The sequence below is a fragment of the Bacillus sp. FSL L8-0199 genome, assembly GCF_038005705.1.
GTDB classification, from domain to species: domain Bacteria; phylum Bacillota; class Bacilli; order Bacillales; family Bacillaceae_G; genus Bacillus_A; species Bacillus_A cereus.
Genome location: NZ_JBBOTS010000001.1, coordinates 1,982,319 through 1,995,441, shown reverse-complemented (window position 1 = coordinate 1,995,441; position 13,123 = coordinate 1,982,319). Strand labels below are relative to the sequence as shown.

The window sequence follows — 13,123 nt, the reverse complement described above, 5'->3', positions numbered from 1 at the left end:
GTTTAAGATGAAGTACAGATAATAATGAGCTTGCAAAAAATTTCTTATATAATAGAGACAGTAATTTGGGAGTAGTTAAATTTAATATACCTAAATCGTTAAATGAGTTAATAAATGAAAATACAATACTTTAAATCCACCATATCAAGGGCAACTATCCTGAAAATAGTTGAACAAAAAACGCTAGGAAATCCATATGAATTGTCAGCAACTTGGATTGAATCAATAGAAGAATACAACAAGAATGGCAGGATTTTAAGATAATAATACAAGGAGTATATTATGAAATTAGAACCGCTTTACGCAGAAAACATTATAGTAGCCGTCATATATAAAAATGAGTTTAGATGGTATGTAACAGATAAAGAACTATGGTTTTTAGATTATAATAAATTAGATAATGCATATAAAAATTTAGGTATAAGCATTGAAGATAATGACGAAACGGAAGAAAGAAATGGAATAAAAGTATTAGATCATGAAAATGTAGAAGTATTTTTAGTAAGGATTAATCAATATAAAACAACTAAAGAAGAATTAAATTATTTACTACTTGAAAATATTAAAAGGAAAAATGCAGGAGAAGATCTATTAGATTTTAGTCCAATCTTATTAATTAACTTTGATAATAAAATACTATATTCAATGTTTCCAGAACCGGCATCCTACGAAAACTATGTACCAAAAGATTGGAGTGGTACATATGAAGATTTCACTGAATTCATACCTACATCAGAGAAATATTGGATAGATAAGTTTAATAATAATCTACTTTTACTATAATTTAAGTAGGAAAATAGTGATGATAGTATAAGAATTTATTACCTTAATAGAGCTTATGAGATTAATAGAGAAGTAAATAGAGTCACTAAAGCCAGAAATAAAGGAGTAAAATAGTCATGAAATATCCATATAGTTTTGAAGTGCTTAACAGTAGTGATTTAGTTATGAGACTTCCTCAAGAAATTAAACTTGTTGAAACTTTTTTAGGAATTGAAGTTACAGCTTTTGGAGATTGGATTTTAGAAGAAATACATAATGTTTTAAACGGAGAAAAAAATTATGTAGTAGTAAATGGCAATATTTGTGGTTTAGAAATTCGGAACGACACAACTACTGTGTTAGACAATTTAGCCGAAGATGGTAAAGGAGAATATTGTGAGATTGAAACAATGGAATTGGTAGAATTAATTCATATTTGGTTAAATAAACGAAAAGAATATAAGAAAGATAAAAAATAAAAGAGTGTAATAATTTAAATAGCTGACCTCTTCATGTGAAGTCGACTTTATTTTTTATTCATATACATTTTAATCACAAGGCATATTAATATATGTTCCAAACTTTACGCGTAGGGTTTCCTACGCTATTTATTTTGCTCATTGAGGACAATCTTTCCTTCCCTTCCTATATGTTTTACCCACAACAATAGTTTATATCAAGATATATTTTACATAAAACTACAAATCATTATTTACTGTATTGCCCTTAGTTACGGAAACAATTATACTAGATATAATCAAAATAAATAATCTGAATATTCTCAGAATTAAAGGTGGAAGTTTTACTATCTACAAATAGAATTAGAAATATGTCCACTAAATAGATTAGAAAACGATAATAACATTAGGAGGATTACGATGCCCCAGCTTGATTCATTACATCCCACTGTAGAAAAAATAATCAATAATATTGAAAAAATAATGGTCGGAAAACGAAAAGAAACGATCTTAGCTTTGACAGCTCTCTTAGCTGAAGGTCATGTGCTATTAGAAGATGTTCCTGGTGTCGGAAAAACAATGCTAGTACGTGCTCTTTCTAAATCCATTGATGCTGATTATAAGCGAATTCAATTTACACCTGATTTATTGCCGTCAGATGTAACAGGAGTTTCTATTTATAATCCGAAAGAGCTCCAATTTGAGTTCAAGCCTGGACCAATTATGGGGAATTTTGTACTTGCTGATGAAATTAATCGTACATCTCCAAAGACACAATCTGCTTTACTTGAATGTATGGAAGAAGGAAATATTACAATAGATGGTATTACAAGACCTTTACCAAAGCCGTTCTTTGTCATGGCTACACAAAATCCGGTCGAATATGAAGGAACATATTCTCTACCAGAAGCTCAGCTCGATCGTTTCTTATTGAAACTAAAAATGGGATATCCTACACCAGAAGAAGAATTTGAAATTTTAAACCGGATGGAAAAAACAAATCCACTCTCTCAATTACAGACCATTACTACAATACAAGAATTAATTTATTTACAACAAAGCGTACGGGTAGTAAGTATGGACAAAGCAATTAAGCATTACATTGTAAAGCTTGTTAATCAGACTCGTACGTACAGTTCTATACAGTTAGGTGCAAGTCCACGTGGTTCGATTGCTTTAATGAAAGCTTCACAAGCTTATGCATTTATCCATGGCAGGAATTATGTTATTCCAGACGATGTTAAACTTTTAGCCCCTTACGTTTTAGCACATAGACTCATTATAAAAATGGAAGCAAAATTTGAAGGAATAACTGGCGAACAAGTTATCGCAAAAATCGTTGCACGAACTACCGTGCCTACTCAAAGGACAATGAACCCTTGATGAAACGAATGCTGCGAGCGCTATATCACGTTATGAAGTTATTGCTACTCCCTTTATGCCTAGTCTTAACATTTGTGTACGCTATGTTTCAAGGAGGGTTTGTCAGTTGGTTTTTATTTTACAGCATAATTCCCATTGCTCTTTATTCACTACTACTCCCCTTCTACGCTTTACGGGACGCTGAAGTAAAGCGAATAACAAACCAAAATGGATATGTAGTAGGAGAACAATTTGTAAGCACGATTACAATAAAAAGAAAATTTCCTTTTCCCTTACTTTATTTAGTTATAGAAGATGAACTGCCACCACAATTTATAAGTTGTAAACAAATAAAGATGAATAAGGTAGTACTCTTCCCAGGATTGAAACGAAATATTTCGTTTCAATATGTTATTGACACAATCCCTAGAGGCGAGCACACTTTTTCAAGCGTTCGTGTCAAAACTGGCGATTTATTCGGCATGATGGAGAAAGAAGTAACTTTTTCAGTTCCAGATACATTTTTAGTCTATCCCCAGTATGTAGATATAGCGTATCGACAATTGGAAAATCATTTCGAACAAGGAGCGCTTTCAGCAAATATAAATTCAGCAAAAGACTCTACAATCTCGGTCGGTGTCAGAGACTATAAACCTGGCGATCGCTTTTCATGGATCGATTGGAAAGCAACTGCACGAACAAACAATATTATGACAAAAGAGTTTGAACAACAGCGCAGCCATAATATCATGATATTCATAGACAGAACCGAGTCTCTTCTATTCGAATCAGTCGTCACATTTACTGCCTCTATCGTAAGGGCTGTCTTGAAACAAAATTCACCAGCATCATTCGTGTCTATCGGAAAAGAACAAACTATTTTCCCTTTAGACAATGGAGATACGCAGTTACAACAAATCCTTTGTCATTTAGCAAAAGTACAAGCAGACAGTGTATTCCCGCTCTCCCAGAGTGTAGACATGGAACTAAGAAAAATTTATGAGCCCGTCACGGTTATACTCGTGACCAGTAATCTTTCTCCCGATATTCAAAAGGCGGCTGATTGTGCTGCTATAAGAAATAGAAAATGTATGGTTTTTGTCGTGAAAGAAAAAGCGAATCAACTTTCACACCGAGAACTCAGTATACTAGAAACTCTAAAAAAACGACAAATATTTGTAAACACGGTTTATGAAAACCGGTATACAAACGTGTTTTTTGAGGTGAGCAAATGATGATATTACAAGCAAAATACAAGTGGGATACGAACAGATTCTTCATGCATGCATGTGTATTTCTTCTTTTACTAGAATGGCTAAGACCTCTTATAGGTATTACAAATGTAGGTAGATTAGATATTTTCGTAACATTTATAGGAATTTGCTTCGCTCTCTCTTTTTTTCAAACGAGGTGGCAGATTCCTATAAAAATTGTCACAGTCTTATTTATCATTCATTCCCTATATTATAAAAATGCTTTTATAAATCCATCTTGGCTAACAACATTCTTTTCTAATATGTTTCGAAATTCCTCCCTGTTTTTCCAAGGGAATTTACTAGATATTTCTCCAGTTTTTCCGACGGTTTTATTTTTTCTCTCATTTTGGTTTTTGAGTTCTTTCACTTCATTTTGGATTATTCATAAAAAACGTGGGTTTCTATTCCTTGTATTGACTATTATTTATATCGCAACTTTTCATAACTTACATTTATACAATGCAAACTACGCTATTATTCGTACTGTTGGCATCGGCTTTTTTATGCTTAGTCTTCTTCAAGTAGAACGAATAAAAGAACGTGAACACTTACAAAATTATGCTAGAGAAATCTCAAAATTACTTAGACCACTTACAATATTTATCGTATTATTAGCAACCATTGCATACTTTGCTCCAAAATTTGGCCCTCAATGGCCAAACCCAATGGATTTTTTAAAATTCAACACATCTGAAGCAAGTAAAGAACAAAAAATTTCTACAATTGGGTATGGTTTAGATGACTCGCGATTAGGCGGTCCTTTTAAGGCGGATCCTACAATTGTTTTCACAGCACGAACGCAAAACAAACAATATTGGAGAGTAGAAACAAAAGATTTTTATACAGGAAAAGGCTGGGAAATTTCTGAAAATCCGAAAAAGATTTCTTTTAAAAATAAAAACGACGTCGTAAGCTGGTACGAACAAAATACAAAAATGAAAACGACTGAGGCAACAATTACCATGCAAAAAAGTTACCCTCACCTTACCTATCCAGCAGGATTAGTATCAGTTGAGGCTGCTTCTGATGTATCATACAGTGTTGACTCGTTTTCAGAAAAAATTTATACAATGAATGGAGACTCTTCTACTACTTTACATTCGTATAAAGTAACATATGAGATCCCTGAGTTTTCCATAGAAAACTTGAAAGCTGTAAAAACAAATGAAGGTCAAGAAACAAATCCTTATTTTATGACAAAGTACACACAACTTCCCAAGTCATTACCACAGCGCGTAAAAGACTTGGCTGTCAATCTTACAAATGATAAAGACAACCGATATGATAAAGTATTAGCTATTGAAAATTACTTTACAGACAACTCTTTTACATACGAATCAACGAATGTCTTATTCCCTGCCAAGAGCCAAGATTATGTAGATCAATTCCTTTTCGATACAAAAAGCGGCTACTGTAATAATTTTTCGACGTCTATGATTGTACTACTTCGTTCTACCGGGATTCCTGCTCGCTGGGTAAAAGGCTATACAGAAGGAACTCTTGACAATACACTTGCCTCTGCAGAAGGTGAGGATGTTTATACAATCACGAACGATAATGCACACTCTTGGGTCGAAGTATATTTCCCAGGATACGGATGGATTCCATTCGAACCAACAAAAGGATTTACTAATCCCTATAATTTTATAAATAATACGCCTGCTCCTATTTCACAAAATAGCGAAGCAAATAATTCTAATAACACGCAAATACAACAACGAAATAATGAAGCAAAACTTAAAAGTTTAATAAAAAATACAGAAGAAGCTTCTACTAAAAAGGTCACAAATTCTCAAACTAGTTTGTCTTTGTGGTACGTATTCCTCTCTACGATACTAATTAGTATTATGGGATACATTCTCTTCACCACTAGAATGATATGGAGGACATTTCTTATTATTCATTTCTATAAATACCGAAAAGATGATGCTGTTTATCAAAAAGCTTACGGTGCACTTTTAAAACAATTTGCGAGAATTGGCATGCCACGGGGTGAAAGTCAAACATTCCGAGAATACGCTCTCCATATCGATACACTTTACAACTCGGCCGATATGCAACAACTTACTGCCAGTTATGAGAATGCTATGTATAAACAGGGGCAGGCTGCAGCAGAATGGAAGAAATCCGTACACTTATGGGAAGTGCTTATGAAAAAAGCAGCTTCTCTACCTAAATCAGATGGCTTTGATACAGTAATTTAATCTTGAAAATGTGAGTTTAAAGAAAACGTCTCAAAGAACTACATTGTTCTTTGAGACGTTTTTTAATAAAGTGAAACTCCTAATTATTCTCCAAGTACCTTCTCAATCTCAACCTCTAAATCTACCGGCTTCGTCTGTGGCGCAAAACGCCCTACTACTTTCCCGTCTTTTCCAATTAAAAACTTCGTAAAATTCCATTTCACTGCTTTCATACCGAGTAAACCTGGTGCTTGTTCTGTCATGTATGTATATAAAGGATGAGCCTTATCACCTTTCACATCAACCTTTGCAAACATTGGGAAGTTTACACCGTAGTTTAATTCACAAAAACTAGTAATGTCCGCTTCTGTACCTGGTTCTTGTCCTCCAAATTGGTTACAAGGGAATCCGAGTATTTCAAGTCCTTGGTCTTTATATTTATCATACACCTCTTGTAATCCTTTATATTGCGGTGTGAAACCACATTTACTAGCTACATTTACAATAAGAAGTGCTTTTCCTTCGTAATCTTTTAACGATTTTTCTTCACCGGTAATTGTTTTAGCTGAAAAATCATAAACTGTCATTGTCTTTGCCCCTCTCTTCACTATCATTCTATGTTTATACTATACTACATTCGTGAATATACATCTCTTATTACGTACTTATAAGATATAATGATAACGCTTTATTTCCGTTCAAAATTCGACACATACTACTAGACTTTTATGATGGAAAGTTTTACAATTGAAATGTGAACAAAATGTGACAGTTTATATTCCATTATAAAAGAAAAGGATGGTGTCCATTATGAAAACTGCACAACATGAAACGATTTCAAATCGCGAGTTTTATTTCGTACTATATATGATGTTATTGTATGTTACTGGCTGGGTAATCGATGTAAATGGTTTATTCTTAAGCTCCTACTTTAATTTAGCAGGAGAAATTATGCTTCCATTAGTAGGCGGGATTGTTGGACTGTTCATTATGTCTATTAATAAACAACAAACGAAATAATAATATTACAAAAAGGCAGAAGACGAGCTTCGTTTTCTGCCTTTTTTCTATTTTAGCGTATAATAGAAACATGCAGTATATAAGGAGTGGTAAATATGAAAAAAGTAGAGCAATTATCTTCTCACCTATATCTGATTGATGATTTCGATTTACAACATAATGAACGAACTGGTACGTACGTTTTATTAGGTGACGATATTACTTTAATTGAAACTTGTGCAGCCCCTTCTCTTCCGTATATTTTAGAAGGCTTACAACAATTACATATTGATTTAAACGCAGTTAAAAACATTATCGTTACACACGTTCATTTAGATCACGCAGGGGCTGCTGGTTTAATGATGGAAAAGTGCCCAAATGCTACTTTATATGTGCATTCTCGCGGTGCTCGTCATATGATTGACCCAACAAAACTCATTTTAGGTGCAAAAGCTGTATACAAAGAAGATTTTGATAAACTATTTGATCCAATTCTTCCTATAGAAGAAGAACGTGTTCGTATTGTACAACATGGTGATACGTTAAAAATTGCCGAAGAACGTATCCTTACATTTTACGATACACCGGGGCATGCTAAGCACCATATTAGCATTCACGATTCATTAACAAACGGGATTTTCACTGGTGATACAATTGGAATTTATTATAGAGAACTCGCAAACGTTGGTGTAGAACTGTATCTACCATCAACGTCCCCTTCACAATTTCAACCAGATGCGATGATTGCTTCTAAAAATCATATTCAAAGTATGGATGTAGATACTATTTATTTCGGTCATTACGGCGCATCCTCTCATGTTACAGAAGTATACAATCAACTGGAACATTGGCTACCTATTTTCGTTCAGACTGGTAAGGAAGTCTTTGAAAAGTATAATGATTTCGATGAAGCGACTAAAGCTTTACAAACTTTGTTAATGGATAAAATCTCTTCTCATCTTACAAGGTTAAACGTTCCATCAGATCATTCCGTTTATAATATTTTACATCTAGATATAGAAATTAGTGCAATGGGCATTATTGATTATTTCACGAAGCAAGAAAAAGCAAACTCCACTATTAACTAACAGTAAAAGAAGAGATATACAACAGTAGTTATTGTATATCTCTTCTTTTTTTGAATATATTTTGAGTAAAGGATGGTGGAATATAATGCAAAAAGTGATGCTATACCTCTGCTTTACATTATTTATCGTCTTATTATTATTTGTAGGAGTAAAAATTCAATTTTATTTAGATACAGACACGCAAGTGAACTTTAACGTTTATCCAAGATTATTCTACTTTACACTCTTCCCTCTTATAGTTGGCATTTTATTACGATTCCTTCAATCTATTAATCGCGAAACAAGTAAACAAAACTGGAGCTTTCAACCGGATAAATTTATTGCTATTACAGTGCCTACACTATTCATTTCCTTTTCCCCAGCACTACTCTTTTCACCACTTGCAGAATACCTACCTTATTTAGTTAATATTATTCTAATAAATACAACTTTTGTTACGATAATTAGTTTAATAGCTGGTTATTCCCTTTTAGATTGTTTTATACAAAAAGATACTGCAAATATGAAAAAATATAATTGAACACTCTTTTTTTGTTTTAATAAAAAAGCTCAAAGCTAAAGCATTGAGCTTTTTACTTATCTCACCTTTTCATCTACATACTCCATAAACTGCTCCGCTTGAATAAATCTTTCTTTGTACGCCTCAGGTACTTCTTCTACTTTCATCCCACCAGTTGATTTTGTCTTCACTTGTACGATTTCATATGTCATTAAAGCTTCCACATAACGGTCAAACTCTTTTTGTGTTAATACTTCTTTACTAGACTTATGACCATTTAATTTATCAAAGTATGGCTGAAGACCCATACTTACCTTTTTCATTTCTTCTCTTTTTGCTGGTGATAATTGATCATAATCAATATTACCGTTCGAATCTCCGTATGCAAGCTTTGCATTTGTTAATTTTTTTAGTTCTTTTGTAAACTCTTCATATTCTTTCGCACCCATTTCATTTTTTGCCTCTGATAATTTTGCACTAAAACGCATATACGCCTCTAATGTCATCGTTCCGGCATGTTTTTTTAAATTCTCGAAAGATCCGTATATACCATCCGCCATAATAGATTGATACGCAAAACCAGTCGTCGGGATTAAAAGAGCTGCTGCAAGTACTCCTGCGATAAGGCGTTTCTTCCTCTTACTCCGCCCGTGCTTCATTTTTATTTGTACAATTACTTTTTCTTTTAAATCCGGCGGGGCAACAATACCCTTTGCTTCTTCTTGTATAGATTCCCTAACTCTACAATCTAAACTCATTTCACATTCCCTACCTCTCCTAAAAAGATTTCTTCTACTTGCTCTTTTTGACGTAGTTTCTTTAATGCCGCATGAATTCTAGATTTCACTGTACCAATTGGAATATGTAATATTTGTGCTACTTCTTCTTGTGAATAATCGTGTAAGTATCTTAAGATAATAACTTGTTTCAATTTATACGGTAATTTATGAATGAGTTCAATTAGTTTTTGGTTTGATATTTTACTTACAACAGCGTTAGAAAAATCAATTTGTACTGGTTTTCTTTGCTCGTCTGCTTTTTTTATAATGCGTAGTCGCATCCACCTCTTTCTTCTATATGAATGAATTTGTTTAATCGCAAGTCCAATTAGCCAAGGACGAAATGGCTTCTCGCTATCATACTTACGAAGCGATTCATATAGTTGTATGTATATTTCTTGAACGACATCATCTACATCCGTTTTATCTTCAATTAAAAAATGTGCTGTTTTATATACTTCTTGAATCGTTTTATCATACAACTTGCTATATGCTTCTTTATTTCCTGATAAAGTTAATTGGATTAAATGTGCGTAATCTATTTCACCCTTCATATTCCAGCCCTCCTTTGTCTTACACTATATATTGGCAGGTAATTCATATTTCGTTCGATTTTTTTAAAGTTTTTTTATATAAATTAATATTATGATTCATTGAGTTCATAAGCTTCACTTATAACCACACATAACTATTATATATTTTTCCAATTTCTGATAAAGATTTAAAATAATTTATATAGTCAAATTTAGGAGGATATATGATGAAAGCTATCGTTGTAACGTCGTTCGGTGGTCCTGAAGTGATGAAATATACAGATTTGGATATACCGGCTATTTCAGAAGATCAAGTTTTAATTCGCGTTGTTGCTACTAGTGTAAATTTCGCTGATATTAAATCACGTTATGGTAAAAAAGGAAATAAAGCACTACCTTTTATTCCAGGTATAGATGCCACTGGTATTGTAGAACGTGTCGGTTCTCATGTGAAAAATATTCACCCTGGACAACGTGTCATTGCTTTTCCTCAAAATGGATCTTACGCAGAATACGTTGTTGCAAATGAAAATCTTACTTTCGTATTACCCCATGAAGTTGACTTTCAAACTGCAGCCGCTTGTCCAATCGTATCTTTTACAAGCTATAATTTACTCGCAAATGTTGCAAGGATTCAACAAGGTGAATCTGTACTCATTCATGCAGCTGCTGGCGGAATTGGCACTACTGCTATTCAACTTGCTAAACTATTAGGGGCTAGGACAGTTATAGGCACTGTCGGAAGTGAAGCAAAAAAAGAAATTGCTTTAGATGCTGGAGCTGATTATGTAATTTGTCATCAAGCTGAAGATTTTGTAGAGAAAGTCAATGGGCTGACAAACGGAGAAGGAGTGAATATCATTTTGGACTCTATTTCTGGAACTGTTTCTGAAAGAAGTTTAAACTGCCTTGCTGATTACGGTCGCCTCGTTCATTTCGGTAATGCTAGCGGTGAAATTGGTAACTTTCAAACGAAAGATTTACATGCAAGTTGTCGCTCTATACTCGGTTTTAGCTTTGGAACCACACGAAAAAAGCGTCCTGAACTGCTCCAAGAAACTGCAAATGAAGTTTTCCGTTATTTGCGTGACGGACGTTTACAAATTAAGTCTACGAAATCTTTTCCACTTCAAAATGCAGGGAAAGCACATGAATGGGTCGAAAGTAGAAAAAGTACAGGGAAAGTAATACTAACTGTTTAGTCCTCTTCCTGAAATGAATACTGGAAACAGAGGTGGCATTCATGGGATCACGAATTATGCATGTTATTATCGCTAGTGGTATTGCTGAGAAACTATCAATTCACGATAAGACTTCTTTCTTACTTGGAGCTGTAGCCCCTGATGCTGTTCATTCAAAAAAAGAAAAAGGAACCTCACATTTTTATACCGGTACAACGAAGAACTATACGAGAAGAATAGATTATGATTCATTTTTTCATAAATATGAATCACATATAGATTCCCCATTTATTTTAGGCTATTATACCCACCTCATTGCCGATGATAATTGGCTAAGTGGATTTTTTCTACCTTGGCTAAAAAATAGAATAGAGAATGACGAAACTATCGCACCCCTGTACTATAACGATTTTAAATTGTTAAATGCAAAGTTGCTTCATCATTACGATCAAGAACAACAGCTTTTCTCTCTTCTCAATCAAGAGGCTCACATTGTGGATATTGAAGAGGTTTCTAAAGAAAACGTTTTAGAATTTCGAAAGTATCTTTTTGAAGATATGTTATATCCAAAGCAACATTTGCATGAAGACTTACAGGTATTTACGTTTGACCAAATCGTTGGCTATATTGAGACAGCTATTGAAAAAGGAGTATTTTTTATTAAACAACTCTCTAATGAAAAATCCACTTCAAAAATTTAATCCCCCTCAAATATATTTGAGGGGGATTTTCACATAGCAATATTATTATTGGTTCTTCTCCATAACCGCAAAATAATTCCCTTCGCTATCAGCAAAGTTAAACACTTTACCAGAAGGCATGGTTACCATTTCTCCAACAGTAACATTTTTATTTGTTAAATCTGTATATAATTGATCAAGATTTTCTGAGAAGAACATTAGGGACGGTGTACCAAGATTCAATTCTGGGCTCATTTTCGAAATAACTTCTTTATTATGTAATATAATGCTCGTTTCTGCACCGCTTTTCGGAGCGATTTCAATCCATCTCATTCCTTGCTTATTATCTTCCTCTGCAACTACATGAAACCCTACCTTCTCCGTCCAAAAATTTACTGCCTCATCTTGATTATTTACATATAACATAATTTGTCCTACTTTATGGATCATTACATTTCCCCCTAATGGTTTTTATATTCTATGTAGCTTTCTACAAATACTATCGTTATTCCTTTTGAGTTGGTATGTACTTCTTTGCAAAATTTATCGACTGTTTCATCCCATCCAGTTCATCAAAATAATCATTTCTTTCAATCATGTTATATCCGTCGAATCCAATTTTATCTAATACTTTGAAGAATATATCGAAATCTACTTCACCATTCCCTGCTGCTACTTCTATATACTTACTTGAACTATTACTTTTCACTTCTTTACAATCTTTAATATGAGTTTGTACTATATAATCTTTTAATAGTAATAAACCTTCTAACGGATTTTCATTTACATCACTTATTAAATTTGCTGGGTCAAAGTTAACAGCTAGTCCTTTCGAGTTTGCAGTTTCTAAAAATCGTTTTAATACTATTGCTTTTTCAGATCCCGTCTCAATGGCGAAGAATCCTCCAAATCTGAACGCTAAGTCCCCTATTTCATTACAAACACGTAGCATTTTATCATAGTACTCACTATTTTCATCATCAGGGATTTTCCCAATATGGGCTGTTACTATGTTAGCTCCTAACCTTAACCCTTTATCAGTAATATATTTAAAACTCTCTATTACACATTCAGCTTCAGTTCCTATTATTCCATTTTCTCCGAAGCTAATTGCTAATGACGGGACTTGAATCTCATTAAAAGATAAGTTTTCTTTTAATGTATTCCATTGTATCTTTGAGATGTTAGCTAAGTTGAAAGTCGGATTCATAGCATATAATTGAATATATTCTAACCCCCATTCTCTCGCCTTTTTTATTCCTTCGTTTACTTCAATATATTTTGTATTCAAAAACATTCCTAATTTCCTATCCATATATGTACCTTCTTTTTATTATTTCGCA

General features: G+C 33.5%; 15 protein-coding genes. 10 read left to right on the top strand and 5 right to left on the bottom strand.

Annotated features, from left to right (window positions below; all coding sequences use genetic code 11):
* The first annotated feature begins 282 nt into the window (after positions 1–282).
* The 5 genes from NST86_RS10425 to NST86_RS10405 all read left to right on the top strand — a co-directional run bounded on the left by NST86_RS10425 (position 283) and on the right by NST86_RS10405 (position 6,042).
* Positions 283–783 (top strand): hypothetical protein, encoded by a 501-nt coding sequence (locus NST86_RS10425; RefSeq protein ID WP_044797210.1) that lies wholly within the window; start codon positions 283–285, stop codon positions 781–783.
* Positions 784–899: 116 nt separating this feature from the next.
* Positions 900–1,241 (top strand): hypothetical protein, encoded by a 342-nt coding sequence (locus NST86_RS10420; protein WP_000877039.1) that lies wholly within the window; start codon positions 900–902, stop codon positions 1,239–1,241.
* Between the two features lie 399 nt (positions 1,242–1,640).
* Positions 1,641–2,603 carry an AAA family ATPase gene (locus NST86_RS10415; RefSeq protein ID WP_001135808.1) on the top strand — a complete coding sequence of 321 codons (963 nt, stop codon included), beginning with the start codon at positions 1,641–1,643 and terminating at the stop codon, positions 2,601–2,603.
* Positions 2,603–3,817 carry a DUF58 domain-containing protein gene (locus NST86_RS10410; protein ID WP_016117693.1) on the top strand — a complete coding sequence of 405 codons (1,215 nt, stop codon included), beginning with the start codon at positions 2,603–2,605 and terminating at the stop codon, positions 3,815–3,817. The genes NST86_RS10415 and NST86_RS10410 overlap by 1 nt, the downstream gene beginning before the upstream one ends.
* Positions 3,814–6,042, top strand: a complete 2,229-nt coding sequence (locus tag NST86_RS10405; RefSeq protein WP_016117692.1) for a transglutaminase TgpA family protein — start codon at positions 3,814–3,816, stop codon at positions 6,040–6,042. The genes NST86_RS10410 and NST86_RS10405 overlap by 4 nt, the downstream gene beginning before the upstream one ends.
* Before the next feature lie 83 nt (positions 6,043–6,125).
* Here NST86_RS10405 and bsaA read toward each other — a convergent pair whose 3' ends face one another.
* Positions 6,126–6,608: a glutathione peroxidase gene (gene bsaA, locus NST86_RS10400; protein ID WP_000219434.1), complete on the bottom strand. Its 483-nt coding sequence runs from the start codon at positions 6,606–6,608 to the stop codon at positions 6,126–6,128.
* 223 nt (positions 6,609–6,831) lie between these two features.
* On the opposite strand from bsaA, the gene NST86_RS10395 reads away from it, so the two are divergent.
* The 3 genes from NST86_RS10395 to NST86_RS10385 all read left to right on the top strand — a co-directional run bounded on the left by NST86_RS10395 (position 6,832) and on the right by NST86_RS10385 (position 8,628).
* On the top strand, positions 6,832–7,041 hold the full coding sequence (locus NST86_RS10395; protein ID WP_000844984.1) for a DUF3925 domain-containing protein: 210 nt from the start codon (positions 6,832–6,834) through the stop codon (positions 7,039–7,041).
* A 95-nt stretch (positions 7,042–7,136) separates the two neighbouring features.
* Complete coding sequence (locus NST86_RS10390; RefSeq protein WP_000755001.1) at positions 7,137–8,108, top strand: MBL fold metallo-hydrolase; 972 nt, start codon at positions 7,137–7,139, stop codon at positions 8,106–8,108.
* A gap of 85 nt (positions 8,109–8,193) precedes the next feature.
* On the top strand, positions 8,194–8,628 hold the full coding sequence (locus NST86_RS10385) for a hypothetical protein (RefSeq protein WP_001174544.1): 435 nt from the start codon (positions 8,194–8,196) through the stop codon (positions 8,626–8,628).
* 56 nt (positions 8,629–8,684) lie between these two features.
* Here the strand turns inward: NST86_RS10385 and NST86_RS10380 are convergent, their stop codons facing one another.
* Positions 8,685–9,365: a DUF3600 domain-containing protein gene (locus NST86_RS10380; RefSeq protein WP_000050677.1), complete on the bottom strand. Its 681-nt coding sequence runs from the start codon at positions 9,363–9,365 to the stop codon at positions 8,685–8,687.
* The gene (locus tag NST86_RS10375) at positions 9,362–9,940 is read right to left on the bottom strand and encodes a sigma-70 family RNA polymerase sigma factor (RefSeq protein WP_061663721.1); all 579 of its coding nucleotides are present in this window, start codon (positions 9,938–9,940) and stop codon (positions 9,362–9,364) included. Before NST86_RS10375 ends, NST86_RS10380 begins: the two co-directional genes overlap by 4 nt.
* 206 nt (positions 9,941–10,146) lie before the next feature.
* Here NST86_RS10375 and NST86_RS10370 point away from each other — a divergent pair, with 206 nt between their 5' ends.
* Positions 10,147–11,121 (top strand): quinone oxidoreductase family protein, encoded by a 975-nt coding sequence (locus NST86_RS10370; RefSeq protein WP_016117689.1) that lies wholly within the window; start codon positions 10,147–10,149, stop codon positions 11,119–11,121.
* Between the two features lie 41 nt (positions 11,122–11,162).
* Positions 11,163–11,801, top strand: coding sequence for a zinc dependent phospholipase C family protein (locus NST86_RS10365; RefSeq protein WP_016117688.1), 639 nt, complete (start codon positions 11,163–11,165; stop codon positions 11,799–11,801).
* Between the two features lie 45 nt (positions 11,802–11,846).
* On the opposite strand, the gene NST86_RS10360 is transcribed toward NST86_RS10365, so the two are convergent.
* Positions 11,847–12,230: a VOC family protein gene (locus NST86_RS10360; protein ID WP_000581467.1), complete on the bottom strand. Its 384-nt coding sequence runs from the start codon at positions 12,228–12,230 to the stop codon at positions 11,847–11,849.
* Between the two features lie 55 nt (positions 12,231–12,285).
* Positions 12,286–13,095 (bottom strand): sugar phosphate isomerase/epimerase family protein, encoded by an 810-nt coding sequence (locus NST86_RS10355; protein WP_086424317.1) that lies wholly within the window; start codon positions 13,093–13,095, stop codon positions 12,286–12,288.
* Positions 13,096–13,123: the final 28 nt, after the last annotated feature.